This is a genomic window from Pseudomonas sp. 1L-E-NC-VB-C3, from assembly GCF_057291535.1.
Window position 1 is genome coordinate 1 of sequence record NZ_JBXAWD010000024.1, and the last position, 26,558, is coordinate 26,558.

Sequence of the window (26,558 nt, forward strand, 5' to 3'; positions counted from 1 at the left end):
CCCAGAGGGTGAGGGACTGACCGAGGTGTATTTACGATTTACGCTCGCCTGCAATATCGAGCCGAACGCTGGACTTGAAAACAACCGGGATCGGCTCCCTCTCCCTCGGGAGAGGGCTGGGGTGAGGGGCTACGGTCTTAAACCCTGCGAGCAATCACCAACACCACAAACAAAAAACGGGCCTGCATCAGCAGGCCCGTTCTCCTTTGGTTACTTGTGAAATCAGCGCATCAACTGTTGATCGCTGCCTGTTCGTTCTCGTCAAATTCTTCCGCCAACAGCTTGTCGTTGGCTTTGCCGGTAAATGGCACTACAGCGGCGCGTGGTTTACCTCGCAGTTTGCCGAACAGATGATCCAGTTTGTGCTCGAGTTTCTCGGCAGCACCGTCGATCGCCTGTTCCAGCGAATCGGCTTTATGGGTCACGGAAATCGGTTGGTGGCCTTTTGGCCGCGCTTCCAGTTGGCAGCGCAAGTCATGGGGACCTGGTTTCTCGCCGTTCTCGTCGCTCAGATGGACTTCGACACGGGTCAGGTCTTCTTCATAACGGTCGAGCGTGCTCTCAATAGTTGTACGTACCCACTCCTCCAGTCGCTTACTGCTTTGAATATGGTTATCACTGTTGACTTGGATTTGCATAGTTCATCCCTTATTTCAGCTAGCTCGCTGGAGGCCTTGAAGTGAATTTCCTGACCTCCTGGTTACAACAATCGGCCCGAGCGACGAACATTTCAACCCCTGAAAAAAGAAAAATATTCATTCGCAAGAAAAGCCGGACAACCGAGCGAGGCGCTGTTAATGTCGGGAGTTGGGTCGACCCGCTCCGCAGAAAAATCTGCTCACATCTGTTGCTCATTCAGCGGGTGCAGGCTGCGAAAAATCCCCGCCTCCTCCACCAGCCAGTCATGCACAGCGCGCACGCCCGGATGGCTCAACGCCCCCGGCGCATATAGCAGCACGTAGCGTTTATGGTTGGGCACCGACAACCCGAACGGCACAATCAAAGTGCCGCGCTCCAGCTCATCATTGAGCAACGTGCGCCGGGCAATCGCCACGCCCATACCGGCAATCGCCGCTTCGATGGTCAAGTGATTGCGATTGAACGTGTGGCCGCGCCGCACATCGGCGCCTTCGAAGCCGATCGCATTCAAATAGAACTCCCATTCCGCGTATTCGTAACTGCCACGCCAGGCGGTGATGTCGTGCAGCAACGGGAAATGCACCAGATCCGCCGGCCCGTGCAACGGCGGTCGCCCACGTAACAGGCTCGGCGCGCACACCGGGAAAATCTGCTCGTCGAGCAAGGCTGTGGATAACAATCCGGGGTAACTGCCATCGTTGAGGTCGATGGCCAGATCGAAATCGCCTTCGTGCAACGGCACGCTGCTGTCCTCGGCCACCAGGCGCAACTGGATGTCCGGAAAGCGTTGCTGCAAGCGCGGCAGGCGCGGAGTCAGCCACTTGCCGAGAAACGACGGGATCGACCGCAACCGCAGAGTTCCGCTGATCATCCCCGCGTCCAGCCGGCGCAGCTCCGCATCGATGCTGCCATAGGCTTCATTGACAGTAATCGCCAGCCGCTGCCCCTGCGCGCTCAACTCAACGCCCCGCGCTCGCCGATGAAACAGGCGAAAACCCAGGCGCTCTTCCAATTGGCGGATCTGCTGGCTGACCGCGCCCGGGGTGATGTGCAGCTCTTCGGCACAACGGGTGAACGACAGGTGCCGCGCGGCACAGGCAAATACCTGCAGCCAGACGTAGGTCTGGGCATGCAATTGACGACTCATTGTTTAGTCCTGCTAAAGGCTATCTTAGGAGGTTTCGTTGGTCACCTCGAACCGAGGCAGGCAGTATCGCCGACATTGCGCTTGTCCGACAAAAAATGGCAGCGATTCCTACTCCATTGCTTGTAAGGGTTTAGCATGGCTATCAGTGTTTTCGATCTATTCAAGGTGGGCATCGGCCCGTCCAGTTCCCATACCGTCGGTCCGATGCGTGCAGCGGCGACGTTTGCCCAGGCCCTGATCGACCAGCATCTGCTCAATGACGTGCGACGTGTGGAAATTCGTCTGTACGGCTCACTGTCTGCGACCGGCGTTGGCCATGCCACCGATCGCGCGACGGTCATGGGCCTGATGGGCGAGTGGCCGGACAGCATCGATCCTTCGACCATCGATCCACGCATCCAGCAACTGCGCGAAACCGGACAACTGTCCCTCGCCGGTCAACGCTCGATTGCGTTTGACTGGCAGAGCGATCTGCTGCTGCTCGACGACAGCTTGCCCTACCACCCCAACGCCATGTCGCTGAGCGCATTTGGCGAAAGCGCCGAGCTGCTCACGCAAACCTATTACTCGGTGGGCGGCGGTTTCATCGTCGAAGCGGCTGAAGCCGAGTCTGGCGTGGCGCCAGCCAGCGACGTGGTGTTGCCCTACGATTTTTCCAGCGCCGCCGAACTGCTCGCTTTGTGCAAAAAGCACAATCTGCGCGTGTCCGAACTGATGATGGCCAACGAACGCGCCTGGCGCAGCGATGCCGAGATTCGCCAAGGCCTGCTGCACATCTGGTCAGTGATGCGCGAGTGCGTCGAACAAGGTTTGCGCCACGAAGGCATCCTGCCCGGCGGTCTGAAAGTACCGCGCCGCGCGGCGAAACTGCATCGCAGCCTGCTGGAAATCGGCAAACCGAATGTGATCAGTTCGACCCTGTCGGCAATGGAATGGGTCAACCTGTTCGCCCTTGCCGTCAACGAAGAAAACGCGGCCGGTGGGCGCATGGTCACCGCGCCGACCAATGGCGCCGCCGGCATCATTCCGGCCGTTCTGCACTACTACATGAAATTCAATCCGGACGCGTCTGACGATGACGTCGTCGCGTTCTTTCTCGGTGCAGCCGCCGTGGGCATTTTGTGCAAGAAAAACGCCTCCATCTCCGGTGCCGAGGTCGGCTGTCAGGGCGAAGTCGGTTCAGCTTGCGCAATGGCCGCCGCCGGCCTCGCCGACGTCCTCGGCGCGACACCGGAGCAACTGGAGAACGCTGCCGAAATCGGCCTGGAACACAACCTCGGCCTGACCTGCGATCCGGTCGGTGGCCTGGTGCAAGTGCCGTGCATCGAGCGCAATGCCATCGCGGCGGTGAAGGCGATCAACGCCACGCAAATGGCCCTGCGCGGCGACGGCAATCACTTCATTTCCCTCGACCGGGTGATCCGCACCATGCGCGACACCGGCGCCGACATGCACGACAAGTACAAGGAAACCTCGCGGGGCGGGCTGGCGGTGAACTGGGTGGAGTGCTGATCGGCCTGACTGCACTGTCAGCGATCATCCGCTCATTCCTGCCCTGAAAACGCGCCACAAAAAACGGCGAGCCCCGAGGCTCGCCGTTTTTTTCGCCGTGTTTATTGTTCGACAATTTTTCCGGCATGCGCCTTGCTACATCACCCTTGAGGCAAACGGACATTGCAAACCTCAGCGAACGAGATGCCAGTGGTCTGGTGTTGCGAACCAAATCAGATCATGGCCGGTCAACAACTGCACGTTCAATCAGGCGGTGACGCATCATGGACAACCCATTTCAGATCATTACCGATGCTTTCGCGCCGGACTATCAGATCAATCTGAGCATTCAGGGCCTGGACGGCAGCATCATGCTGACGCTGTCCAACGCGGGGCGCATCGTGGCCAAGCGCATGATCAGCGCCGAACAGCGCAACGATCCCGAGCGTTTGAAGAGGCTGGTGCAAAGCATCCAGTTCGGCATCGCCATCGAACAGGGCCACAGCGCCATGTCGATTCTCGAAGCCATGACCAGCGGCGCCGGGCTGACCCCGCCACCGCCACGCGTCAAGGGCCAGCCGGGCCAGGCGGCGGGCCTTTAAAGCTCGCCCTTCTCCACTTCAGGATGTTCGCTGGAGCCCGTGCCGAGCTTGCGCTGCGGGTTCTCGATCTTCACTGAGGGGAATTGCGACGAAGCGTAACGCACCACCAGGATCGCAAACGCCAGCAGCAGAATGCCGCCGCACAGGTAGATAATGCCCATGTCCGGCGGGTTGTGGTGCGAGACGTTGGAGATCAGCAGGCGCGTCAGTGCAGTGATCGCCACGTAGATCAGGAAGCGCACCGGCATGTGGTTGGTCTTGAAATAAATCCCGACCATCGCGCCCAGTTCCAGATAGATGAACAGCAACAGAATGTCATCGATCTTGATGTGCCCGACTTCGAGCATCCCGAGAAACTCCATCACCGCCGCCCACGCTGTCACCGCACCGATGGCGAACAGCGCCAGATAGTGAAAGGTTTCGACGAACAGGTTGCCTAGGGACTCGGCCAGTTGATGCACGTTACGCCGCAGTTTCTCGGCCCAATTTATTTTCACGATGAGTTTCCTTAGCCCGTTTCGGGCGGATGATGCGTATCGCACGTGACGGTTTTGCGCGCGCGCCTTGTAGCAACGGTTTTCATGCAGGTTCAGGGCCACGCATCATGGCGATCCGCCGCAAATCCCGCGCCGTGGCGTTTGGTCGCAGGCTCGCGGCTTTGCACAATCCCCGTGGGAGCGAGCCTGCTCGCGAATAGCAGCCACACCTACCACTGACAAAACCCAAATCCGGTCTACATTGAAAAGCCACTACCCATGGCGCAGGGATTCGCTTATCCTTTTCGCTGTATATGGATACAGTAGTCGTCAAGACAACTTAATGTGAAGGCATGTGAGGTGGTGAATGGCCGTCGAAGTGGTATACCGCAGCAGCCGAGATCTGGAGCGCTTGTTCATGGATAAAGCCGAAGCTGATCGTCATGACAAAATGCTCGAACTGGCCGAATATCTGGCCGATGTGCTGCAAAAAGCCGTTCCGTCCCTGACCGAACAGCAAGTGGAAGAAGCCGGGATCTACATGGCGAAGAATCGTGATGTGTTCGCCCGGGCGTTCAAGAGCCAGCCCGATGCGCTGTCGGAGCTGATCAATGCGCCGGCCGAGCCTGTCGAAAAAGCTGAAGCGGCAGAACCTGATGAGGCGCCGGCGAAGCCAGCCAAAGCAGCGAAAGCGCCGAAGTAATTAGAAAGATCGCAGCCTTCGGCAGCTCCTGCACTCGGAATGTAGGAGCTGCCGAAGGCTGCGATCTTTTGCTTTCAGCGATACAAAACCTTTTCGGCCAACTCATCCGCCACCCGCGCCGGCGAACGTTTTTCCGCCTGAGCATGGGCGAAGACTTCGGTCAGCCGCGAACTGATTTTCGACAGATGCGCCGTAATCGTCGGCAACTCCTCACCGCGATGTTTAAGCGATACGTAAATCAGCCCGCCGGCATTTATCACATAATCCGGCGCGTAAAGAATCCCGCGTCGTTCCAGTTGATCCGCCACATCCAGATGGGAAAGTTGATTGTTCGCCGAACCGGCCACCGCCGAGCAGCGCAGCTGTGAAACGCTGTGACTATTAAGCACCCCGCCCAACCCGCACGGCGCGAGAATGTCGCACGGCGTGCTGAGCAACGCGTCGTTGGCGATCGGGTGAGCATTGAGCTGCTCCATCGCCAGTTGCACCTTGCCGTGGTCGATGTCACTGACGAGCAACTCGGCGCCTGCCGCGTGCAGTTGCTCGGCCAGCGCAAAACCGACATTGCCAAGCCCCTGGATGGCAACGCGCAGACCTTCGAGGTTGTCGCTGCCCAGGCGCGCCATCGCCGTGGCGCGTATGCCGGCGAACACGCCCATGGCCGCATGCGGCGCCGGGTCGCCTGCCGAAGTGGTGCTGGTAACGTGGCGGGTCTGCTGGGCAATGCAGTCCATGTCCGCCACTGACGTACCGCTGTCGATGGCGGTGATATAGCGGCCGTCGAGTTGCTCGATGCAACGTCCGAAAGCCTCGAACAACGCGGCGCGATTCTCGACATGGGCCGGGCGCACGATCACCGCCACCCCGCCACCTTGCGCGAGGCCGGCGAGCGCCGCTTTGTAGCTCATGTTTTGCGCCAGGCGAATGGCGTCCTCGACCGCAGATTCGTCGTTGGGATAGGCAAGGTAACGGCACCCACCCAGGGCTGGCCCCAGATGGCTGTTATGAATGGCAATGACCGCCTTCAACCCGGTGGCCGGGTCCACGCTCAGGTGCAGCGATTCCAGGCGAGTGCTTTGCATGAGAGCGAACATCGACAGGCTCCCGAATCACTTCTTGTAGAACGCCAGTATAGGCTTGCCCCTGAAAATTGCTGGCGCACACCGGCATGAGCCGCCGAGCGGACAATGCTGCGCCGCTATAACTCGCGCTCAGTGAGCCCGGCACTGGACGAACAACCCGGACGGGGCTAAAACGAGGCATTGGAGGGAGATTTTGATGAGTGCGCGCCGACGCTTTTTCGAATGCCTGCATCGTTCACCGCCGGCCCTGCTGGAAGCTGCGCTGTGGATAAGTGCCGAGCACGACAAAACCCTCGAGCCCGAGGCATGGTTGCGCACCTTCAAGGATCTGCAACTACGCGTCAGCTATGGGCTGCCGATGCTGCCGGTCAGCGAACTGGCGCAACCGCTGTTGCGACGCATGGTCGATCTCGGTTTCGCGCAGGATGATTTCCTGCCGCTGCGCCCGCAGGCGGCGCTGCTGCATCGCGTGTTGCACACCCAACGCGGTCAGCCGTTGGCATTGGCGTTGATCGCACTGGAATTGGCGCGTGGGTTGGAGATTCCTCTGGTCGGGGTCAACTTCCCCGGACATTTTCTGCTGCGGGTACCCGGCGCCGACCACTTGCTCGATCCTTGCGGCGGGCGGCGACTGTATCCCAATGACTGCCGAGAACTGTTGCAACGCCAATACGGGCCGAACATGCAGCTCAGCGCCGAACATTTGCTGAGCGCAACGCCGGTGCAGATGCTGCAACGTCTGTCACGCAACCTGCGCCAATTGCACCTGACCCACGACGATCACATCGCCGCGCTGATCGACGCAGAACGAGTGCTCGAACTGGGCGATGCGAAGGCCTCCGATTACATGGCCCGGGCCAGTCTGTATCAACGGCTGGATTGCCCGAACGCTGAACGCTTCGATCTGGAGCATGCATTATTGCTCAGCGAAGACCCGATCCAGCGCCTGCGCCTGACCGAACGCCTCGGCCATCTGCCGCCCAACTCCGTCGTGCATTAACTACCTTCCGCAGGCTGCCACCATCCTTGAGGCCCACACAAACCTGTGTGGGAGCGAGCCTGCTCGCGAAAGCGGTGTGTCAGCTGAATGAAAGGCCACTGACACTCCGTCTTCGCGAGCAGGCTCGCTCCCACAGGAATTACGGGGTGTCTGGTTGATTGGCAGGATGCGCCTTGATAAACGCCGGATGTTCAGCCGCCAACGCAGCCACACGGCAAATTTTCGGATACGCCTCCAGGCTGACGTTGAACCGTTCTGCCGCATACAACTGCGGAATCAGATACACATCTGCCACGCACGGCCATTCGCCAAAACAGAAACCGCTGTCGCCGATCAACTGCTCCACCGTTGCCAGCCCTTGGCTGATCCAATGGCTGATCCACTCCACCACCTGCGTTTCATTCTGCCCCGTCTGGCGCAGGCGATTGAGCACGCTGACGTTGTGCAGTGGGTGCACGTCGCAGCCGATCACCGCCGCGACACCGCGCACCTGCGCGCGCGCCAGCAGATCATCCGGCAGCAACGGCACCTGTGGATAACGCTCTTCCAGATACTCGATGATCGCCGGCGATTGAATCAGCAGCGCACCATCATCGGTGCGCAAGGTCGGCACCCGGCCCTGCGGATTGAGCGCCAGATACGCCGGTTGCCGATGTTCACCGCCCGACGGTGCGATCAGGTTGACCGGCAACGCCTGGTAATCGAGGCCCTTCAACGCCAGCGCAATCCGCACCCGGTACGATGAAGTGGAACGGTAATAGCCATAGAGATCCATAAGCCGCTCCTGTCAGCGCGCAGCGATCACGGTGCCGCGACATTCGCCGAAGCCGATCGAGGCAAAACCGTCGCGGGCGCAGCGGGCACGCAGGATGATTTCGTCACCGTCCTCAAGGAATTTGCGCACTTCGCCAGAAGCCAGTTCGATCGGTTTCTTACCGCCCTCAGTGATCTCCAGCAGGCTGCCGAACTGACCGTTTTCCGGCCCGGACAAAGTGCCCGAACCGAACAGATCGCCGGCCTGCAACTGGCAACCGTTGACGCTGTGATGCGCAACCATTTGCGCGACGGTCCAGTACATGTAGCGGGTGTTGCTCAGGGTCAGGCGATGGGCGGGCAGGTTCTGCTCGCGCATGGTTTCGGTACGCAACAGCACTTCCAGCTCGATGTCGAAGGCGCCGCCATCCTGATCGCGCTTGTCGAGCAGATACGGCAGCGGCTGCGGATCACCTTCAGGGCGGGCCGGTTGCGCCGTGCGGAATGGTTCCAGTGCTTCAGCCGTCACCACCCACGGCGAGACGCTGGTGATGAAACTCTTCGACAGGAATGGGCCGAGTGGCTGGTATTCCCAAGCCTGGATATCCCGCGCCGACCAGTCGTTGAGCAGGCAGAAACCGGCGATGTGCTCGGCAGCGTCACCGATGGCAATCGGCTCGCCCATCTCATTGCCCTGGCCGATCCAGATACCCAGTTCCAGTTCGTAATCCAGACGCGCGCATGGACCGAATACCGGTTCGGTCTGGCCGGCCGGCAGCGTCTGGCCTTTCGGCCGGCGCACGTCGGTGCCGGACGCTCGCACCGTGGAAGCGCGACCGTGGTAACCGATCGGCACGTGCTTGTAGTTCGGCAGCAGCGGGTTATCCGGACGGAACAGTTTGCCGACGTTCTGCGCGTGCTCGATGCCGACGTAGAAGTCGGTGTAATCGCTGATTCGCGCCGGCAGGTGCATCTGGCAATCGGCAGCCAGCGGCAAGAGTTTCGCGCCTTGCGCTTCGATGTTGCCGCGCAGCGTGCTGCCTTCACTGAACAGTTCGATCAGGCGTTCGCGCAGGGCAACCCGCGCCTCACGGCCAAGTTCAAAGAACGCGTTCAACTGCCCGCCGTGCATGGCTTCCACCGCACTGCGTGCGACACCGTCGAACAGACCGGCCTCAAGCGCCACCTGCAAATCGAAGATGTGCTCGCCGATCGCCACGCCAGCGCGCGGCGCAGAACCCTTGAGGCTGAACACGCCCAGCGGCAGATTCTGCAAGGGGAAATCGCTGTGACCGTTGGCCGAAGCGACCCAACTGCGGGGGATGGAATTCTGTGTCATGGGTTATCTCCGGGTCGGGTCGAACGTGGCGGGCAGCGTCGCCCAGCAAGCGTCGTAACTGGGTTGCAACTGTGGGCATTCGAGGGCGAAACGACTTGGACGAAGCACTTGGCTGGTCTCGAACATGAAGGCCATGGTGTTATCGATTTTTGCAGGTGCAAGCTCGGCGTTGATCGCCCTGGTGCAGGTTTCGCCGTCCGGGCCGTGGGCGCTCATGCAGCTGTGCAGCGAAGCGCCACCGGGCACGAAGCCTTCGGCCTTGGCGTCGTATTCGCCCTGGATCAGGCCCATGAATTCGTTCATCAGGTTGCGGTGGAACCACGGTGGCCGGAAGGTCTTTTCGGCGACCATCCAGCGCGGCGGGAAGATCACGAAATCGAGGTTGGCCAGACCGTGCACGCTGGTCGGCGAGGTCAATACGGTGAAGATCGAAGGATCGGGATGATCGAAACTCACCGTGCCGATGGTGTTGAAACGGCGCAGGTCGTATTTGTACGGCACGTTGTTGCCGTGCCAGGCGACCACATTGAGCGGTGAGTGATTGAGTTCGGTCGCCCACAACTGGCCAAGGAATTTCTGTACCAGAGTAGTCGGTTGCTGCAGGTTTTCGTAGGCAGCGACCGGGGTGAGGAAATCCCGTGGATTGGCCAGACCGTTGCTGCCGATCGGCCCCAGATCCGGCAGGCGCAGCGGCGCGCCGTGGTTCTCGGCGAGGTAGCCGCGTGCCTGTGGATCGAGCAGTTCGACGCGAAATTTCAGGCCACGCGGCAGAACGACGATTTCCAGCGGCGCCACTTCGAGTACGCCCAGTTCGGTGGCGATACGCAGGCGACCGAGTTGCGGCACCAGCAGCATTTCCCCATCGGCGTTGAAGAACACCCGCTCCATCGAACGATTGGCGGCGTAGTTATAAATGCTGATGCCAGACGGTTTCTCGGCACCGGCGTTGGCCGCCATGCTGACCAGGCCATCGATGAAATCCGTCGGTTCGGTCGGCAGCTCCAGTGGATTCCAGCGCAGACGATTGGGGGTTACTTCACCCAACGGTCCGCCGGCCAGTTGCCGTTCCAGTTTGACGAACGCCGGGTGGTTGGCCGACGGCTGAATCCGGTACATCCAGGTACGCCGCGCTTCGCTGCGCGGCATGGTGAACGCGGTGCCGGAGAACAGCTCGGTATACAGGCCGTACGGGGCTTTCTGCGGAGAGTTCTGGCCAACGGGCAGCGCGCCGGGCAACGCTTCAGTGCTGAATTCGTTGCCGAAGCCGGACTGGTAAACCAGGTCCTGCGCGGTTGAATCGGGGTTCATGGAGCCTCCTGAACAGGGAGTCGGCAGTGGCCCATCGCTCTGGCTCAGAGTTCTCGGCACGCCGGGGTTGTTATTATCGTAATCTGATTACGCATAACGTAATTTGCTCGCTATCCAGCGTCAAGCTATAAAGACGCCCATTCGAACCGGAACCGCCAGCCCCATGGAAAAAACCAGCGACAGCAACGGCAAACAGAAAGTCCGCTCCGCCGAAGTCGGCACCGACATCCTCAAGGCTTTGGCCGAGTTGTCACCGTCGACTTCGCTGTCGCGTCTGGCCGAACATGTGCAGATGCCGGCAAGCAAGGTGCATCGCTATCTGCAGGCGTTGATAGCCTCCGGATTTGCCGAACAGAACACCGCCACCAACCATTACGGCCTCGGTCGCGAAGCACTGCGCGTGGGCCTGGCCGCGCTCAACAGCATGGACGTGCTGAAAGTTGCCGCCCTGCCGCTGTCCGAGCTGCGCGATGAACTCAACGAAACCTGCTTTCTCGCGGTGTGGGGCAATCAGGGCGCAACCGTCGTGCACATTGAACCGGCGGTGCGCGCGGTGACGGTGGTGACGCAGTTGGGTTCGGTGCTGCCACTGCTCAGCTCGTCCACCGGGCTGGTGTTCAGCGCTTACCTGCCGCACCGGGAAACCGATGAATTGCGCGAGCAGGAGATCGCTGTCGAAAAGCATCCCCTCAAGGACGAAAAGGCCTATGCAGCGCTGTGTGAACAGATCCGCGAACGCGGTCTGCATCACGTGCATGGTTTGTTGATGCCGGGTGTGGATGCGCTTTCTGCGCCAGTGTTCAACGCGGTCGGGCAGATCGCTGCGGTGCTGACCATCGTCGGCCCGACCTCACTGTTCCACGCCGACGAAAACGGCCCGGCGGCGCAGCGGTTGTTGGCTGCGACCCGGGCCGTGAGTTGGCGCATGGGTTACGAAAGATAAATCAGACTATGAGCGCTCGAAACGGCTCAGCGAACCGTCGTCTTGCTTAATGCAGACTCAGCCTCTTGCATCAGTGACTTGAAGAACCCGATCAGTTCATCGGCGGGGTCTTCATGGCCGGTGTAATACGTAACCAGCTCCGCGACCGTGCGGGCGTCTTCAAACAGACTCAGAAACGAGCGTTGCGCACGGGTAAGTTCTTTAGCCGGCGCCCCCGCCGCTGCAGCCTGACCCAATGTCAGCAGTCCGCTCAATACATCCTGCACATGCCCCAGCGCGGCGGAATAATCACCGCGTCGGTGCGACTGCGACGCGTCGTAGATGCTTTTCATCACCTGCACAGCCACCACCACAGTGCCTACGGGTGGCACCAGCAGGCTGACAATGTTTGCGGCCTTCAACAGATTTTCATAAACCACACTGGCGATTATTTCGTTGAGACTGGTGGTACGTTCGTCGATGTCACTCAATACACGGCGCACTCGCTCGTCATGGAAAGTGAACAGATCGGGCAGTAACGAACGCTGCTGTGTGCGAATGACCGGTCGGGTATCAACCGTTGCGACCAGATTATCGAAGTAGTCATTGGTCACTTTCTGGTCAACCAGCAGTATCCGCTCGCTGTAATAGCTCCTGAATGGGCCTTTTCGAAAACGAATCGAAGGAATGAACTCAGCGATCGGTCGGAAGTTGACTTGATCCGGTGCGTCAGGCGTATAGAGCAAGTCGAAGAAACCTGACGACAACTTCAGTCGAAAAATATAAACGCCGCCAACCGCGCGGTCCCCAGGAGTCGTCAGACCCAGCGCGCCAATATTGAATTTGTACAGCCCGATATCACCTTCGGCGGTGCTGGTCCCTACCGACTGATAACCGCCACTCTCTTTCAGGTTATCGATGACCCCTTGGACAGCAGAGAAAGACTCTGTCGATAATCTGCCGTTGGTGAAATCGGCAAACGCATTGCGATACATCTCACAGCGGATTTTCCGGGCGTATACCGCGCGCTTGAAAGCGTAATCAGGATGAGCCTTGTTCAGATATTGCTCTTCCAGCATCGCGCTGTATCGGTCACCAGGGCGGAAGGTTTTCGATAGCGAAGACAAATCCCGGATATCCAGTTTTTCAACGAGGGGATGTCCATTCACCAAGTAATATTTGGGGCTGTACTTGGTTTCATAGGCCGGATGATCCGCTTCGAAAGCGAGTCCCTCAAGCAAGACGTCGGTAACGCTCTTACGAAACTCTTCGGTCTGAATAATGATCTGGTCGGGATTGACCGAAATGTTGCTGCCGCGCGAACGCAATAGGTCTTCTATCTGGGCTTTCACCGCGTCATAGGTGAACTGCTCGAATGTCGGAAAACCATTGTCTCGTGCATCAACCGTGGACAGCGCCTTGAGTTCGGTTGTCAGACGCGAATAGCGCTTGCGCCCCTCAATGCCAAGCGCCCGATAAGCTGCCGGTGCAATGGCCTTGTGCAGCGCAACTTCGGCTCGGTAGGCGACATTTACGTAGTCCGCCAAAGGTGCCTTGGCGTTCAGATAAAGATCGACCGGCCGGCTATCAAGCGTGTAGCGGTAGCTCAGTTGAGTACCAGCGCTGCCAAGCAACTCACCCGCCTCGTGCAGGTAGTCGGGATGAATCATCAATGCGGCGTATTCACGATCCGCCGACAATGCCGACTCCAGCCAGCGGTTCGCCGCGTAGATATCGGAAAATTTCTGCAGTTCGAATTGCCCGTCAGCTGTTTTGACCAACATCAGCGACGGTGCGTATTCTTTGGCCGAAATCATCAGAACATCTTTCAATGCTGGGACTTGCAGCCTGATTTTCAAGCCCTGAATAGTCACCGCAGGGTCGTTGGCCATGGCTCGCGCGAGGATGTTCGCATCGGTGGAATCCAGCTTCCCGGACTGGCGAGCTACAAAAACTGCAAACTCCATCTGGCTGAAGAGATAGTTGCGATAGGCCTCCTGCCAAGCAACCGACGGCGAGTATGCAAGACTGCCGGTAAACTCCAGGCGCAGGTTACGATTTTCCAGCCACTGCTCGAGCGCTACTGCCGTCAGCCGACTTCCGTCGGGAGCGCCGATGATGGTCAGAGTCGCTTTGTAACCATTGTCGTGCAGACCGAAAACAAGAAACTCCGTCAGCGTCCGGGTTTCTTCCTGTTCGATGGTCCGTCCGGCAATCTGCAAAGTGTACGAGCTATGGACACTGATCGCTTCTGGATCCAGACGTTCGTCAAAGGCCCTCTGCGCCCATGCGGCGAACGTGCGCACCACATAGTCCTTGAAAGAAAAACACGTATCGAACGCGCTCGAATATGCAGCCTCATACTGGTCTTTGGATTCTTCAAGCTCGCTATAACGTTGTTGAACATCGCTACCAGCGGCATGCAGCCAAAGCGGCCAGTCGGTGCGCTTCAGTGCTGCCCAAAGCAGATAAAAGCGGGTGTCGATGCCGTAACGCAGCACATGCAGGCGTTGATTCTCCTGAAGCATGGAGGTCAGCGGTTTTTCCAGTTGTGCCCGGCCACTGATCAAGGTTGCCACGCTTTCAAGCTGACCTTTGAGGTGAGCCTCTGCACAAAACGCATGAGGATTTTGCGTGGCTTTCGGATAACTGATCTGCTCGCTACGCAGGGAAAGTCTCTGCTGAAGTTTGCTGTGCAAATCGGTATTTTTTTCAAAGAACTCAAAGCCGTTTTCCGGCGTGTGCAGCAGATAGGAAGTCGACTCGTTGACCAGTTGCATCTCTGCGACCGCACGCTCGGCGTTGTCCAGAACGAAACAGGGCTGGCGCACCAAAAGATAATCCTGTGCCGGTTGCAGGTTGACTTCAAACGCTGCGCGACCGGCATCTGCTTCCAGCAGATGAGCGAATCGCTCGCCCAATCGGGCATCGAAATTGTTGGCCATGACCGACAGCGACAGCTCTGCACCGGTGACCACGGCATAGGCCTTGATGAAAGCCTGTTTGTTCGACAGCGGTGCATTGTCGGCATGGACGGGTTTCGCTGGCGCAGCCCAGAACTTTGCGATCTCGGCTCGCAATGTTTTTTCCAGTCCGGCAGTTACAGCAGCGATCAGATCTTCAACAACAATGGTATTGAGCACCTTGACTTTGAATTGCTCACTGAACGTATCCGGCAGAACAAAAACCCCATCGCCACCCATAATATAGGCAGGACTTATATGATTATTCAGACAATGAACCGTTACCTCCCAAAGAGTGCCTGATGGCCGATTTTCATCGGCAGGGAAAGCAGGATCCGTATTGATATAGACCTTGTCGATATCAACTGTTTTGCCCAGACGCTTCAATTCACCCTCAAGCATGCTGCGCAGAATATCCAGCACGCTCGGCATGGCGTCGATGATCTTGAACAGATCTGTTTTAGCCTGTGTTGCCTTTTCCCACTCTTCCGGCCAGGTAACCTGCTCACCGAAAGAACCACGCATCAAACTTTTATATAACTTGGCCACAAACTTTCCTTACTTGATTATCCAGAGCTGCAAGTGCAGCCACCGCCGATAATTGCAAGGTAGTTTCTTTTTCAGCCGACATGAAGCTCGAACAAATTACAAAACATGCCACCCAACAACGAACACCATGTTGTGCTACTGAAATTTACAAAACTAAACCAGTATCCCCATCAACTTGGCTTTCGCCACAGCCTGAGTTCTGCGTTCTACACCCAACTTACCGTTAATCCTCCTCGCATGGGTTTTTACTGTATGTAATGAAATAAACAGTTGCTCGGCAACTTGCTGATTAGAAGCCCCTTGAGCAATCAACATCAGCACTTCGCGTTCGCGCCGACTGAGGCCAGGCGCCTGTTCATCGTTATCCCGTGGCCAGGCAGAAACCTCCTTGCCAGACCCAGTGCCGAGGCTACCTCGGCGTAATTCCCACTCGCGCACGGCTTGCTGCAATCGGCAACGCTGCGCCAGCGTTGCGGCTCGCTGGAACGCTTGCTGCGCCGCCACCGTGTCACCGTGCGCTTCGGCCAACTGGGCGAAGGCCAGCAACAATTCCGTTTCCGCCGCCAACATGCCTTTGGCCTGAGCGCGCTTCAACAATCGCTCAATGGTTGGCAGAGCGCTTTCGTCCGGGTCCGATTGCGCATTCGCGCAGGCCAGCAGGTATTCGATGCGAATAATCAGTTCGAACGTCGCGGGTGGCGCCTGCAACGCCGAAGGTCCCCGGTAATGCCGTAACAGTCGGCTCAACGCTTCTTGCGCAAGATGCGGTCGGCCCTGCTGCAACCAGAACTGGCTGCTCACCTGCAACACAACACCGCGATAGACCGTATCGGGAATCTGCCGCTGCTGCATGACCCTTTCGGCCTCGCGCAGGCGCTCGAAAGCGCAGGCATAATCGCCGCGATTGCCGGCCAGTTGAGCCTGCCCCAAATAGCCATACAAGACTCGTTTGTCTGCACTGCGCAGGCAATCTTCAAGGCCTTCGCTGAACAACTGCGCAGCCTGCGCTTCAAGGCCCATGCACAGCGCCAGTCGTCCACGCCGCAGGGCAATCCGGCCGAGCAGCGGCACGGGCAGTGTGGCGCGCTGGCGCAGCAAGTGCTCGATCTCCACCAGCAGGCTTTCGGCACGCAAAGGCGCGCCCCGCTGCTCGAGCCATTGCGCATGGTCAAGCTCAAGCAAGCCTTCGAACAGCAAGGAGCCATGAGCCCGCGCCAGGCACAGCGCCTCGCGGTTGAGGGCATGGGCCTGATCCAGCTCGCCGCACAGTAACGCCTGCTGGGTCAGTCCCGACAGGCACATCAAACGCGCCTGCCAGGCACCGTCAGCCAGTGCAGACAAAGCCTCCTGAAAGCAGGCGCGTGCCGGCTCCATTTGCCCTTGCAGGTGAAACAGCCATCCCTGTTGCGCCTGCCAGCGGGCCAGCAGTTGCTGCTCCAGTTGCGCTGTCGGCTGCGGCATGAAGCGGCCGAGATGAGCCAGGCATTGCCCGGCCTGTTCGAACCGGCCGGCAAACAATAAGGCGCCCGTGACCAGCACGATCAGCTGTGGTGTCATCAGGGTCAGCTGCTGGCTTTGCTGCTCGTGCAAACGCAACAGCAGGACGACGGTCTGGTCTTCGAACAAGTCTTCGAAGCCGAAATGCTGCAACAGGCTGACGGCAGTTTCGTATTCCTCGGCCAACAACGCTTGCTCGAACGCCGCTCGCCAATCCTGCGTCGCGCTGAACCACTGACAGGCGCGCCGGTGCCAGGAACGCGCACACGGCCAGTGCGACTCCTGGATGATTCGCGACAGCGGGCGGAACACCTGGAGCCAGTCAGCGGACGCTTGCCAAGGCTCGATGAAGCAGCCCAGCACTTGCAGATCACGCAGCAGCTGAGCGCCTTCGCCAGGGCCGAACAAATGCTCGCATAACGGCGCGTTGAACCGTGGCAGGTGAGCCAGCACACGCCATGCCTCGTCCTGCTCCGGCGTCAGGTTGCTGAACAGTTCATGCTGCAGATAATCGAGCAGAGTGTCGACACGCTGCTGCGGTTGCAGGTTTTGCGACCAGTCGCATTTCTGCAGGAGCGCCATGCGCGACCCCGCGCACCAACCGCCAGTACGCTGGATGATACGGGTGGCGACGCGGTCCGCCTGGTCAGGCGGCAAATGGTGCAACACCGATACAACTTCATCGTGAGTCAGCGCCAGGCTGGCACTCTCGAATTCGTAGAGTTCGTCATCGAGCAACAGGCGCGGCCAGTTGCACTGCGGCCGGCGGCGAGTGCTGATCCACCAGGTGAGCGCCGGGCTGCTGACCGCCAGCAAGCGATCCAGCAGAGCATCCACAGCCGGATCCGGCAGCCGACTGTAATCGTCGATAAACAGCGACGTCGGCCTCGACCAATGGGCCAGCTCCGCCATCAGTTGCGTATCGTCAAGGCCTTCGACCAGCCCGAGCGCCCGCGTCAGACGCAGGCAGAATTCTTCGGTGCTGAGCGCCGCTCCCGCCAGCGGCAGCCAGATTGCCTCGCACTCCGCGCGCACCTGAAGGAGACATTCGGTGAGCAGTGCGGTTTTGCCGCTGCCTGCGGGCGCGCACAACAGCCTGACCCGTGCGTTCGATGTCAGCAAAGGTGCGCTCAAACGGCTGCGAGGTTGATGATGCGAAGAAAGCCTGGGCAAAAATCCGGGTCGATCCAGGCACGGGGTCATGGCGGTCATCGGGTGAGCCTTCTTATCGTTGTGCGCTCACCCTAGCCCTCTCCCGCGCCCTTGTTGACGAGTATTCAGCACGCTGATTGATGGCCATAAAAAAGGCGACCGTGCGGTCGCCTTTTGTCCAGCGGTACAGCAGAGCCGTTAGCGCACGCCCTCGGCGCGCAGGGCCGAAGGTGTGTAATCGGCAGCCTTGGCTTCAAAACCGAATTCGAAGCTGTGCTTCTCTTCGTTCTTCATGCCCAACGCAATGTAGCGGCCGGCAATGATGTCGTAGAGCGCTTCCAGCGTGTAAGCCTGAGCCTGATGATCGTAGTAGTACTGCGCGTGACCTTCGGCAACGCGCCACAGTTGCCCGCGACCGTCGTAGTGATCGGCCAGCGCCACTTGCCAGCTGTCCTCGTCGATGTACATGTGGCGCTTGGCGTAGATGTGCCGCTCGTTCGGTTTCACCGTGCCGATCACTTCCCAGACGCGGTGCAGTTCGTAACGGGTCAGGTCCTGATTGATGTGCCCGGCCTTGACGATGTCGTCGTACTTGAGCTTCGGCGAGTCGAGCTTGTAGCTGTTGTAGGGAATGTACATTTCCTTCTTGCCGACCAGTTTCCAGTCATAGCGATCCGGAGCACCGGAGAACATGTCGAAGTTGTCGGAAGTCCTCAGGCCATCGGCCGCTGTACCCGGGCCGTCATAGGCCACTTGCGGTGCGCGCCGGACCCGGCGCTGACCGGCGTTGTAGATCCACGCCAGACGCGGTTCCTTCACCTGATCGAGAGTTTCGTGCACCAGCAGCACGTTACCGGCCAGCCGCGCCGGGGCGGTCACCGATTGCTTGAAGAAGGTCAGCACGTTGGCGGCTTTTTCCGGGTCGATGTCTTTCATCAGTTGCGGCACGGCGATCTCTTCTTCGAAGCGGATCGGCGTGTAACTGCCGTTGGTCTGCGGTGTGACCTGAGTGATGATCCGCCGCAGATTGCCGCCGTGGTAGCGGGTGATGTGGTTCCACAGCACTTCGACGCCGTTTTTCGGAATCGGGAAGGCGTAGTAGCGGTTGCCGGTGAAATTGGCCAGGCCGTTGCCATCGTTGATTGCGTTGACGTTCAGCGCGCTGCGCTTGGCCGACTCATAGATTTCCGCCGGCGCCCCCACGGTGCGGTGGGTCGGGTAAACCGGGATCTTGTAGGTTTCCGGGTAGCGTTTGAACATCGCCACCTGGCCATCGGAGAGCTTGCTTTTGTACTGCTCGACGTTCGCGGCGGTGATGGTGAACAGCGGTTTTTCGTTGGCAAACGGGTCGGCGAGGAAGCCCTTGCTGTCCACCGCACCGGCGTTTTTCGGGATGCCGCCGGTCCAGGCCGGAATCGAACCGTCCGCATTGCCGGCCTTCTCGGCGCCGAGCGGGGTCAGGCTGGTGCCGAGCTTGTTCGCTTCATCCGGCGACACCGCCGCCATCACGTTGGCGGCCAGCAGACTCAAGGCCAGCACGCCACATTGCAGAATCGTTTTGCGCATTGCAGTCATCCTTCTCGGGCAGATCAGAAGTTCACGCCGAAGCTCAGGGCCACGAAGTCACGGTCTTCGAGGACGTTGTAGTCGCCACCGAAAAAGTCGGTGTAACTCAGGCTCGCGGTGTAGGTGTTGCGGTAGTCGGCATCGACGCCGAAGCTGATGGCTTTCGCACCTTCGTTGAACAGACCGTTGGGGCCGTAACCGGCGACGTCATGGGACCACGACAGGTTGGGCTTGAGGTTGATCCCGCCGATGACGTTGGCGTAATCGAGAATCGCCCGGGCGCGATAGCCCCACGAAGTCGAGGTGACGAAGCCGTCGGTATCGCCGCCGAAACCATACTGGCCGTAGACCGAATCACGGCCATAACGCAGCTCACTGCGTGACTCCAGACCACCGACATGCACCACCGCTGCTTCGCCGACCACAGTCAAGCGTTCGGCGCCGAGCACCTGATCGAAGAAGTGTGTGAGGGTGCTCTGGATTTGCGTGACTTCCTTGCGCCGGTAGCCTTTGTTGTCGGCACCCGGCGAAGTGGCGAGTGGCGATGCGGTGCCGCCGGCAATCGGATTGACCAGCGCCAGGGTCAGGTCGTTGGTGTTGACCTGCACCGGCGCGTTCGGCCGGTAGCTGATCTCGCCGGTCCACGCGATGCCGGTGGGCAGCGTGGTGGAGAAACTGGCGCCGTACAGACGAATGTCTTCCGGATATTCGAGGTAATACTGACCGCGCCCGAGCATCACGCTTTGCGCCAGCCCCGCACCGCTGCCAGGCGCGAGGCCGTTGGCAATGCCGACCATGCCTGGCAACGCCGCCAGTGTCGACAGCCCCGCCGTGGTGGTGCCGACCGTCGGCGTACGGCTGTGGTAGTTCATGAAGTAGAGGCCGTACTCGGTGTCTTCGCCGAGCCAGCGCAGCGCCGTGCCCCACTGCCCGGAATCGCGCGCATCGCGATCACCGCCACGGGGGATCACCACGCCCTCGCGGGTGACTTGGATGCCTTGGCCGAACGCAGTGGTCAGCGGCACCAGTGGCGCCACCGCTGGGCTGCCGACGGTGTAGCCGTTGTTGCAACCGTCAGCCGCCACGTCGACGCCAAAGAACGTGCCGCAGTTGTCGAGAACGGTTTGGTCCCACTCCAATTGGTAGAAGCCTTCGACCGAAAGTTTGTCGGTCAGGCTCTGCGAACCGAACAGCATGTTCACCGGAATCAGGCCTTCCTTGATCTCGGCACCGGGACGGCGGAATGCCGAGACGTCGACCGGGTTGATGCTGTTGATCGAGTTGCCGATGAAGGTACTTTCGCCCCAGCTCACCACCTGCTTGCCGGCCCGCACGGTGCCGGGCAAATCGGCGATGGCGTAGTTGTGATAGACGAAAGCATCGAGGATCTGCGCGCCGGAAGACTTGGCGCCTTCCTTGCGGCCGCTGTCGCTGATCTGTTTGAACTCGCGGTCTTCGTCCTTGAGTTCGAAGTCGTACCAGTATTTGCCCCGCACGAACACGCCGGTATCGCCGTACTTCAGTTCGAGGTCGTGGATACCCTTGAAGATCTTCGAGAAGGTTTCGCCCTTCTTGAAATTCAGGCGCCCGTCATCACCGGTGGACGATTGTCCGCTGCCGCCATTGACCGTGCCAACCAGCGAACTGTCTGCATCGCGCAGCCCCCAGCTCGCGCCGACCGAAAGTGACGAGTCGAAGGTGCCTTCGATTTCGCCGATATTGAAGGCGACCGCGTGCGCCTGGGCGCAGCAACCCAAAGCCACCGCAGCGGCCAGCGCCTGCGGTGTGAAGATGGCGCGCATTGTTGTTTTTGTCATGCGTCTTCCCCGGTGAGTGACAGAAGGCCCCACCCTACTGCCGGGCGCTGCGGTCGATAAGCGCACCAAGGAGGTATTTGCGTTGTCGCTCGAAAGGATGAATGGCCTTGCACGGCGGGGCCTTGAGCGGTTCATGGGCTGGCTGGATGGCGCATCATCAGCGCCATCCATGGGCACCCCACTGTTGCGCGCCCCGTAACAGTGCATGTCTGGAATCGGTATTTTTCCTACAGGCTTGAGACCTTATTCTGAGCGCGCTTTCCTCGGCACACGCCGCAAAGCGCCAAGCTCGCCACGCTGAATCGCGAGCGACTGGCTACAGATTCTGGATAAATCGATGTTTTCGGTTTACCGCCCCGGTGTTCACTGACGTTGATTTGTAGCTCCTTGATCCAACGTCTTACCTTGGCCGCTGCGTTTGCAGCGGCCTTTTTTATGGGCGTTTAAAAAGGCTGGTTAGCGGTTCGGCAAGCTTCCGATCAGCGCGTCAGACATTTCTTCGAAGCTCGGACGAATTCCCTCTGCATCGATGAAAACCCGCGAAAACCCTTTCGACATAACGCCCTGTTACTGACGGGCTTCTCGGATTTGATTACCGCCACTCTGATGTAACTTGAAACACCTCAACCATTCGCTGGTGACACGGATGGCATCGCCACCCGTGCGCAATTTCGAGCGAGTGAAAACGCACATTCAAAAGGATATGAATATGCCAAAGCCTCCACCGTTAGAACGGGATCCGCGCCAGCGTGACATTGCCGAAGCGGTGCGCCGGGAGCAGGAAGAAATCCGCGTACGCGAACAGGCGCGTCTGGCCGCGTTGGCGGAGAAACAGCGTCGGGATGCCGAACAGGCTCGACTGGCGGCTGAGACCGCGCGCCTGAATGCTGAGGCTGAAGCTCGGGAGAAAGAGCGGCTGGCTGCGTTGAAAATCGCCCAGGCCGAGGCACGAGCCAAAGCTGAAGCAGCGGCGCTGGCCAATGCGGCAGAACAGGCTCGGTTACAGGAGGAACGCAAGCATGTCTTTCCGGCTTATGGAGCAGTGGCCCGCAACGGCCCGGCCGTTTCTTTCGCTTCGACAGCCGTCCCGCTCAGCCCGGCCACCTCGGCGGGAATACTCAATGCGTTACGTACGGCAAAAGCGACCCTGACAGCGACGGGCACGGCGCTGTTCGGCAGTCCGGTACTGATGGGATTCGCAGCGCTGTTGATGCCGTCACCTCTGGGCAACGGCGAACGCTTCGCCATGAGCGTTCCACTGGCCGAGTTGTCGTCCGAGCCGGCCGAGACGCTGCGTGAAATCGCAGACCGGCAGGGCACTTTGGAGATGCAGGTCGGGCTAGGGGTCAGGCGACTCGGGGCTGGCACGCAAGTGTTCGTCGCTACGAGTGATGACTTCCATATTCGCTCAAGTGTGATGGTCCTTAATGCCGCATACGATTTGCTCAACGACGTATACCAGGTCGCGCTATCGAACTCGCCCACCGACTTGCTGACCTGGACTCCGGCTATCTCGCCGGGAGACCAATCGACCGCCTTGCCAATAGCGGATACCGATTCGCCCGCCTATTCCGGCGCTTCCGTTGTTCCGATTGAAGGGCGGCTGGATCTGAACCCGATCCTGGTCGAACGCTGGGATCGATTCATCATCGTTTTTCCAGCTGATTCGGGGATAGAGCCGCTTTATGTGGTGTTCAGCAGTCCTTATGAGGGGGCAACCGAAAAGGGAAAGCACAGCGGGCGTGGTTTCAACCCAGACGAGACTGGAGATGAAATGACATAGTCACTGTGTTCGCGTTACTTCAGGCAACGCCACATCTGGACATGATGATCAGACGCCACAATCGAGACCTGATCAACGAGTATGGGACCCTGGAAGCATCGTACTCTCGGCTCTTCGCTGCGGGAATTTTGCTTGAGGGAGAAAAGGGCCTAGCTATCAAAGGACCTAACTGGAAGCCGCCCAAGTTCATGACAGAAAAAAGATACATTTGAAAACTGGAGCCACCCGCCGCGAGGGTTGGTGGCTCCGTTAACTTCAAATCGAATACTTCTGCAAATTCGCCATCATTTCCTTCAACGCTTCAATATTGTCCTTCGGATGCGCCGCGCCTTCGAAATCACAAATCTGCTGCCAGTGCGCCGCCACATCCTCTGGCGAGAACCCTTCGCGCGGATCGAAGCCGGCACCGAGGCTGCGTTCCCAGCGCACCTTGCCCATCCAGCCGCCGCCGACCTCGAACAGGCCGGACGTTTCCTGGCATTGCTCGCTGGCCAGATACACCACCAGCGGGCTGACCAGTTCCGGCTTCAGTTGCTCGAATACTTGCGGCGGGATCAGGCCCTCGGTCATGCGCGTGCCGCCGGTCGGGGCGATGGCGTTGACCAGAATGTTGTTCTTGCGCCCTTCGATCGCCAGCGTTCGGGTCAACCCGTACAGCCCGAGTTTGGCCATGCCGTAGTTGGACTGACCGAAATTGCCGTAAATGCCAGAAGTCGACGCAGTGAAAATCACGCGACCGTAGTTTTGCTCGCGCAGATGCGGCCAGGCAGCACGGGTGACTTTGTAGGCGCCTTCAACGTGGACGCGATAGACCAGATCCCAGTCGGCGTCGTCCATCTTGTGAAATGACTTGTCGCGCAGGATCCCGGCGTTGTTCACCACGACGTCGACGCGGCCGAAGGCATCGAGGGCGTTCTGTACCAGTTTGTCGCCGTCAGTCACCGAGTCGTGGTTGGCTTCGGCAATACCGCCGGCCTCGCGGATTTCCGCCACTACGCGGTCGGCAGCCGAAGCGTTGGCGCCCTCGCCCTGCGTCGAGCCACCGAGATCGTTGACCAGCACTCTCGCGCCCTGTCTGGCGAACAGCAGCGCATGGGCACGCCCGAGGCCGCCACCGGCGCCGGTGACAATCACGACTTTATCTTCGAAACGCACAGGTTCATTCATCGCGGCAACTCCAGCAGGCCAAGAGGTAATGAACCTGAGTGTCAGGCACGTCGCTTTGGGTCACAACGAACCCGGCTGCGGCTGAATGGTGCGCGATAAGGCTGAGGGATGATCGAGCGTCCGGTCGCCGAGAGCCTGTGCTCTCGGCGAGAATCAGGAGTACGCCACTTTGCGTGGTGGCAATACCAGACGATCGCGAAACGCCAGATAGTGCTTGAGCACCAGCGCCGGCGCCTCGGTTTGCGGATAGTGGCCGATGCCTGGCAACAGCACGGTGTCTGCATCAGGGATCAATTCGCGATAACGCTCGACCATGTGCACGCCGGAGATCGGATCGACTGCACCGTCAATGACTCGTAAAGGGATATCACCACGCTGCATGGCCGCCACCCAGCGCTCGCGCTGCACCCGGCGCTCAGGAATGTAAGTGATCAATTTGTGCAGGATGCGCGGGCCATGGTTGCTGTCGACCAGGCTCCAGTAATCATCCAGTTCGCTTTCAGATGGCTGGGTCTGCGGGCCGAAGATCTGCCGGAAACCTTTGACCAGCGCCTCACGGCTGAAGGCGCGGCCAAGCAGCCAGCCAATCGGGCTGAGCAGCAGTTTCTGCATCAGCAGCGGACGATGGGTTTCCGGAAACAGACCGCCATTAAGGAACACGCAACTGGCCACTTCGATGCGTTTTTCGTAATGCCGCGCGAGCAGTTCCTGAGCGACGCTGTCGCCGTAGTCGTGAGCGAGAATATGCACCGCTTGTTCAACCTGCAGATGGGCGAGCAGTGCCTGTTGCAGATCGGCCTGTTCCAGCAGGCTGTAGGTGTGATTGCGCGGTTTTGCCGAATCGCCGAAACCGAGCATGTCGCAAGCGATCACCTGATAACGCTGCGCCAGTGGCTGCCACAGGTAATGCCAATCCCAACTGGCGGTGGGAAAACCATGAATCAACAGCAACGGTTCACCCTGCCCGACTGTCCAGTAGCGGATCGACTGGCCATGAAAAACGAATGTCCGGCTGCGCTTGCGCCAGACACTCAGAGGAATCTCGGCGAGCGGCATTAGAATTTATACCCCAGGTCTTGAAGATCGAGTTTGCGCAACAGCGCCGGCCACGCCAGCGCGCCGCCCATGCCCTGCGCGCTCTTGGTGACGCCGGCAATCATTGCCTTGGCGCCGGCGAGAATCTGCGGTTCGATGGCGATCAGTTCGGCACCTCCCGTCTGCGCCATGACCTGAATGTCGCAGGCTCGCTGGAAGGTGAACATCATCAGAAACGTATCGGCAATGGTGCCACCACAGGTGAGCAGACCGTGGTTGTGCAGCATGAGGAAATTGTTGTCGCCGAGGTCGGCTTGCAGGCGCGCCTTTTCTTCATGATTCAGGGCCACGCCCTCGTAGGCGTGATAGGCCAGGCTCGACAACACAAACAGTGACTGTTGACTGATCGGCAGCACCCCCTGCCTTTGCGCCGACACCGCAACGCCTGACGCAGTGTGCGTATGCAGCACGCAAACCACATCGTGGCGCACTTCGTGGACGGCGCTGTGAATGGTGTAACCGGCGGGGTTGATTTCGTACGGGCTGTCCATGAGTTTGTTGCCGGCCTGATCGACTTTCACCAGGCTCGAAGCGGTGATCTCGTGGAACATCAGGCCAAACGGATTGATCAGGAAATCTTCGGTGCCGGGCACCTTGGCCGAGATATGCGTGAAGATCAGATCGTCCCAGCCGTGCAGCGCGACCAAGCGATAACAGGCGGCAAGATCGACGCGGGTCTGCCACTCGGCAGCGCTGACCTGATCTTTGACGTTCGGCGACGATTGGACGGGGGCTACGCTCACTGTATGCACCTCTGCGTTCTTCTTGTTCTGCTCGTGTCAGCAGTCTAGTCAGGCGCAGGGCATCGCGTAGTTGCATTGGCAGCCAGCTTGATGACTGAACGAGTCAGCCGGGCAAACAGCCTGGATCCGTTGCAATGCAACAACGCTTAGAAGGTGCAGCGATTATTGCCCGCGATCAGCCCTTGAGCGCTTCAATCAACTGCGCCAGCCACGGCTCGGCATCGGTTTCCGGCGTGACGCTTTCGCTGGCGTCGATGCGCAGCATTTCCTGAACCTCGTTTACGCCCAGTTCGGCAAACAGTTCGCGCATCTGCTCGCCACCGCCGCAGAAGGTGTCGCCATAGCTGGCATCACCGAGGGCAATCACCGCGCCGGGCAGGCCCCGCAACGAAGCAGGCAACTGATCGCGCAGCATCGAATACAACGGTTGCAGGTTGTCCGGCAGCTCGCCCATGCCAGTGGTCGAAGTGACGGCCAAAAGAGCCTCAGGAGCGAACGCCTGAATATCGGCCAGCGCGGCCCGCGAGTTGTAGAAGGTTTCAAAGCCGGCGGCTTTCAGCAGGTCCTGAGCGTGGCGGGCGACTTCTTCGGCGGTGCCGTAGACCGAACCTGAGAGGATGGCGACTTTCATCAATCTGATCCTGGAACTGAAAAAAAAGAGCCGCGATAGTAACAGCCCATGCCGCGAAGTTGCGATTGGCTCTCAATGCAAGCGGATGGCCTATAGACAGTCCGCGGCTTTCTTCTAGAATGCCTGCCACTGA

Annotated in this window: 20 protein-coding genes and 1 pseudogene; 6 read left to right on the forward strand and 15 right to left on the reverse strand. The window is 59.4% G+C overall.

Features of this window, described 5'->3' with window-relative positions:
• Nucleotides 1-230: 230 nt before the first annotated feature.
• The gene (locus tag AC0Z5Z_RS25885) at nucleotides 231-638 is read right to left on the reverse strand and encodes an HPF/RaiA family ribosome-associated protein (RefSeq protein WP_016771629.1); all 408 of its coding nucleotides are present in this window, start codon (nucleotides 636-638) and stop codon (nucleotides 231-233) included.
• A gap of 200 nt (nucleotides 639-838) precedes the next feature.
• Nucleotides 839-1,786: a LysR substrate-binding domain-containing protein gene (locus AC0Z5Z_RS25890; RefSeq protein ID WP_016771630.1), complete on the reverse strand. Its 948-nt coding sequence runs from the start codon at nucleotides 1,784-1,786 to the stop codon at nucleotides 839-841.
• 135 nt (nucleotides 1,787-1,921) lie between these two features.
• On the opposite strand from AC0Z5Z_RS25890, the gene AC0Z5Z_RS25895 reads away from it, so the two are divergent.
• Nucleotides 1,922-3,298, forward strand: a complete 1,377-nt coding sequence (locus AC0Z5Z_RS25895; RefSeq protein WP_236169704.1) for an L-serine ammonia-lyase — start codon at nucleotides 1,922-1,924, stop codon at nucleotides 3,296-3,298.
• 263 nt (nucleotides 3,299-3,561) lie between these two features.
• Nucleotides 3,562-3,879, forward strand: a complete 318-nt coding sequence (locus AC0Z5Z_RS25900; protein ID WP_016771632.1) for a DUF3509 domain-containing protein — start codon at nucleotides 3,562-3,564, stop codon at nucleotides 3,877-3,879.
• On the opposite strand, the gene AC0Z5Z_RS25905 is transcribed toward AC0Z5Z_RS25900, so the two are convergent.
• The gene (locus AC0Z5Z_RS25905) at nucleotides 3,876-4,376 is read right to left on the reverse strand and encodes a phosphate-starvation-inducible protein PsiE (RefSeq protein WP_039759287.1); all 501 of its coding nucleotides are present in this window, start codon (nucleotides 4,374-4,376) and stop codon (nucleotides 3,876-3,878) included. The two genes, AC0Z5Z_RS25900 and AC0Z5Z_RS25905, sit on opposite strands and share 4 nt — an antisense overlap.
• Before the next feature lie 346 nt (nucleotides 4,377-4,722).
• On the opposite strand from AC0Z5Z_RS25905, the pseudogene AC0Z5Z_RS25910 reads away from it, so the two are divergent.
• Nucleotides 4,723-4,977 (forward strand): annotated as a pseudogene (locus AC0Z5Z_RS25910) (YebG family protein); the annotation flags it as partial.
• Between the two features lie 155 nt (nucleotides 4,978-5,132).
• Here AC0Z5Z_RS25910 and AC0Z5Z_RS25915 read toward each other — a convergent pair.
• Complete coding sequence (locus AC0Z5Z_RS25915; protein WP_041479665.1) at nucleotides 5,133-6,152, reverse strand: Glu/Leu/Phe/Val dehydrogenase family protein; 1,020 nt, start codon at nucleotides 6,150-6,152, stop codon at nucleotides 5,133-5,135.
• A 184-nt stretch (nucleotides 6,153-6,336) separates the two neighbouring features.
• Here AC0Z5Z_RS25915 and AC0Z5Z_RS25920 point away from each other — a divergent pair, with 184 nt between their 5' ends.
• Nucleotides 6,337-7,140, forward strand: a complete 804-nt coding sequence (locus AC0Z5Z_RS25920; protein ID WP_485611825.1) for a SirB1 family protein — start codon at nucleotides 6,337-6,339, stop codon at nucleotides 7,138-7,140.
• Between the two features lie 139 nt (nucleotides 7,141-7,279).
• Here the strand turns inward: AC0Z5Z_RS25920 and maiA are convergent, their stop codons facing one another.
• From maiA to hmgA, 3 genes are read right to left on the reverse strand one after another with little or no spacing between them, the layout of a single operon-like run.
• On the reverse strand, nucleotides 7,280-7,915 hold the full coding sequence (gene maiA / locus AC0Z5Z_RS25925; protein ID WP_485611826.1) for a maleylacetoacetate isomerase: 636 nt from the start codon (nucleotides 7,913-7,915) through the stop codon (nucleotides 7,280-7,282).
• A gap of 12 nt (nucleotides 7,916-7,927) precedes the next feature.
• The gene (gene fahA / locus AC0Z5Z_RS25930; protein WP_056782995.1) at nucleotides 7,928-9,232 is read right to left on the reverse strand and encodes a fumarylacetoacetase; all 1,305 of its coding nucleotides are present in this window, start codon (nucleotides 9,230-9,232) and stop codon (nucleotides 7,928-7,930) included.
• A gap of 3 nt (nucleotides 9,233-9,235) precedes the next feature.
• Nucleotides 9,236-10,540, reverse strand: coding sequence for a homogentisate 1,2-dioxygenase (gene hmgA / locus AC0Z5Z_RS25935; RefSeq protein WP_150636140.1), 1,305 nt, complete (start codon nucleotides 10,538-10,540; stop codon nucleotides 9,236-9,238).
• Nucleotides 10,541-10,703: 163 nt separating this feature from the next.
• On the opposite strand from hmgA, the gene AC0Z5Z_RS25940 reads away from it, so the two are divergent.
• Nucleotides 10,704-11,483, forward strand: coding sequence for an IclR family transcriptional regulator (locus AC0Z5Z_RS25940; RefSeq protein ID WP_056782991.1), 780 nt, complete (start codon nucleotides 10,704-10,706; stop codon nucleotides 11,481-11,483).
• Between the two features lie 26 nt (nucleotides 11,484-11,509).
• Here AC0Z5Z_RS25940 and AC0Z5Z_RS25945 read toward each other — a convergent pair whose 3' ends face one another.
• The 4 genes from AC0Z5Z_RS25945 to AC0Z5Z_RS25960 form a co-directional block, all read right to left on the reverse strand.
• Entirely contained in the window at nucleotides 11,510-14,974 is a 3,465-nt protein-coding gene (locus AC0Z5Z_RS25945) for a dermonecrotic toxin domain-containing protein (protein ID WP_485611827.1), read from the reverse strand.
• A gap of 153 nt (nucleotides 14,975-15,127) precedes the next feature.
• Nucleotides 15,128-17,683 carry a LuxR C-terminal-related transcriptional regulator gene (locus AC0Z5Z_RS25950; RefSeq protein ID WP_485611828.1) on the reverse strand — a complete coding sequence of 852 codons (2,556 nt, stop codon included), beginning with the start codon at nucleotides 17,681-17,683 and terminating at the stop codon, nucleotides 15,128-15,130.
• Nucleotides 17,684-17,821: 138 nt separating this feature from the next.
• Nucleotides 17,822-19,189 carry a DUF1329 domain-containing protein gene (locus AC0Z5Z_RS25955; protein WP_039759308.1) on the reverse strand — a complete coding sequence of 456 codons (1,368 nt, stop codon included), beginning with the start codon at nucleotides 19,187-19,189 and terminating at the stop codon, nucleotides 17,822-17,824.
• A 23-nt stretch (nucleotides 19,190-19,212) separates the two neighbouring features.
• The gene (locus tag AC0Z5Z_RS25960) at nucleotides 19,213-21,006 is read right to left on the reverse strand and encodes a DUF1302 domain-containing protein (protein ID WP_485611829.1); all 1,794 of its coding nucleotides are present in this window, start codon (nucleotides 21,004-21,006) and stop codon (nucleotides 19,213-19,215) included.
• Nucleotides 21,007-21,652: 646 nt separating this feature from the next.
• On the opposite strand from AC0Z5Z_RS25960, the gene AC0Z5Z_RS25965 reads away from it, so the two are divergent.
• Nucleotides 21,653-22,789 (forward strand): S-type pyocin domain-containing protein, encoded by a 1,137-nt coding sequence (locus AC0Z5Z_RS25965; protein WP_485611830.1) that lies wholly within the window; start codon nucleotides 21,653-21,655, stop codon nucleotides 22,787-22,789.
• A gap of 255 nt (nucleotides 22,790-23,044) precedes the next feature.
• Here the strand turns inward: AC0Z5Z_RS25965 and AC0Z5Z_RS25970 are convergent, their stop codons facing one another.
• The 4 genes from AC0Z5Z_RS25970 to AC0Z5Z_RS25985 all read right to left on the reverse strand — a co-directional run bounded on the left by AC0Z5Z_RS25970 (nucleotide 23,045) and on the right by AC0Z5Z_RS25985 (nucleotide 26,425).
• On the reverse strand, nucleotides 23,045-23,956 hold the full coding sequence (locus tag AC0Z5Z_RS25970) for an SDR family oxidoreductase (RefSeq protein WP_122610812.1): 912 nt from the start codon (nucleotides 23,954-23,956) through the stop codon (nucleotides 23,045-23,047).
• A 153-nt stretch (nucleotides 23,957-24,109) separates the two neighbouring features.
• A complete protein-coding gene (locus AC0Z5Z_RS25975) occupies nucleotides 24,110-25,012 on the reverse strand; it encodes an alpha/beta fold hydrolase (protein WP_485611831.1) in 903 nt (300 codons plus the stop codon).
• A complete protein-coding gene (locus AC0Z5Z_RS25980; protein WP_485611832.1) occupies nucleotides 25,012-25,794 on the reverse strand; it encodes a class II aldolase/adducin family protein in 783 nt (260 codons plus the stop codon). Before AC0Z5Z_RS25980 ends, AC0Z5Z_RS25975 begins: the two co-directional genes overlap by 1 nt.
• A 175-nt stretch (nucleotides 25,795-25,969) precedes the next feature.
• The gene (locus tag AC0Z5Z_RS25985) at nucleotides 25,970-26,425 is read right to left on the reverse strand and encodes a flavodoxin (RefSeq protein WP_236169713.1); all 456 of its coding nucleotides are present in this window, start codon (nucleotides 26,423-26,425) and stop codon (nucleotides 25,970-25,972) included.
• Nucleotides 26,426-26,558 lie beyond the last annotated feature (133 nt).

What these genes read in the sequence shown, in the direction of transcription:
- AC0Z5Z_RS25885 (WP_016771629.1), bottom strand. Translation starts at nt 638, where the DNA reads ATGCAAATCCAAGTCAACAGTGATAACCATATTCAAAGCAGTAAGCGA.
- AC0Z5Z_RS25890 (WP_016771630.1), bottom strand. Translation starts at nt 1,786, where the DNA reads ATGAGTCGTCAATTGCATGCCCAGACCTACGTCTGGCTGCAGGTATTT.
- AC0Z5Z_RS25895 (WP_236169704.1), top strand. Translation starts at nt 1,922, where the DNA reads ATGGCTATCAGTGTTTTCGATCTATTCAAGGTGGGCATCGGCCCGTCC.
- AC0Z5Z_RS25900 (WP_016771632.1), top strand. Translation starts at nt 3,562, where the DNA reads ATGGACAACCCATTTCAGATCATTACCGATGCTTTCGCGCCGGACTAT.
- AC0Z5Z_RS25915 (WP_041479665.1), bottom strand. Translation starts at nt 6,152, where the DNA reads ATGTTCGCTCTCATGCAAAGCACTCGCCTGGAATCGCTGCACCTGAGC.
- AC0Z5Z_RS25920 (WP_485611825.1), top strand. Translation starts at nt 6,337, where the DNA reads ATGAGTGCGCGCCGACGCTTTTTCGAATGCCTGCATCGTTCACCGCCG.
- maiA (WP_485611826.1), bottom strand. Translation starts at nt 7,915, where the DNA reads ATGGATCTCTATGGCTATTACCGTTCCACTTCATCGTACCGGGTGCGG.
- fahA (WP_056782995.1), bottom strand. Translation starts at nt 9,232, where the DNA reads ATGACACAGAATTCCATCCCCCGCAGTTGGGTCGCTTCGGCCAACGGT.
- hmgA (WP_150636140.1), bottom strand. Translation starts at nt 10,540, where the DNA reads ATGAACCCCGATTCAACCGCGCAGGACCTGGTTTACCAGTCCGGCTTC.
- AC0Z5Z_RS25940 (WP_056782991.1), top strand. Translation starts at nt 10,704, where the DNA reads ATGGAAAAAACCAGCGACAGCAACGGCAAACAGAAAGTCCGCTCCGCC.
- AC0Z5Z_RS25950 (WP_485611828.1), bottom strand. Translation starts at nt 17,683, where the DNA reads ATGACCGCCATGACCCCGTGCCTGGATCGACCCGGATTTTTGCCCAGG.
- AC0Z5Z_RS25955 (WP_039759308.1), bottom strand. Translation starts at nt 19,189, where the DNA reads ATGCGCAAAACGATTCTGCAATGTGGCGTGCTGGCCTTGAGTCTGCTG.
- AC0Z5Z_RS25960 (WP_485611829.1), bottom strand. Translation starts at nt 21,006, where the DNA reads ATGACAAAAACAACAATGCGCGCCATCTTCACACCGCAGGCGCTGGCC.
- AC0Z5Z_RS25965 (WP_485611830.1), top strand. Translation starts at nt 21,653, where the DNA reads ATGGCATCGCCACCCGTGCGCAATTTCGAGCGAGTGAAAACGCACATT.
- AC0Z5Z_RS25970 (WP_122610812.1), bottom strand. Translation starts at nt 23,956, where the DNA reads ATGAATGAACCTGTGCGTTTCGAAGATAAAGTCGTGATTGTCACCGGC.
- AC0Z5Z_RS25975 (WP_485611831.1), bottom strand. Translation starts at nt 25,012, where the DNA reads ATGCCGCTCGCCGAGATTCCTCTGAGTGTCTGGCGCAAGCGCAGCCGG.
- AC0Z5Z_RS25985 (WP_236169713.1), bottom strand. Translation starts at nt 26,425, where the DNA reads ATGAAAGTCGCCATCCTCTCAGGTTCGGTCTACGGCACCGCCGAAGAA.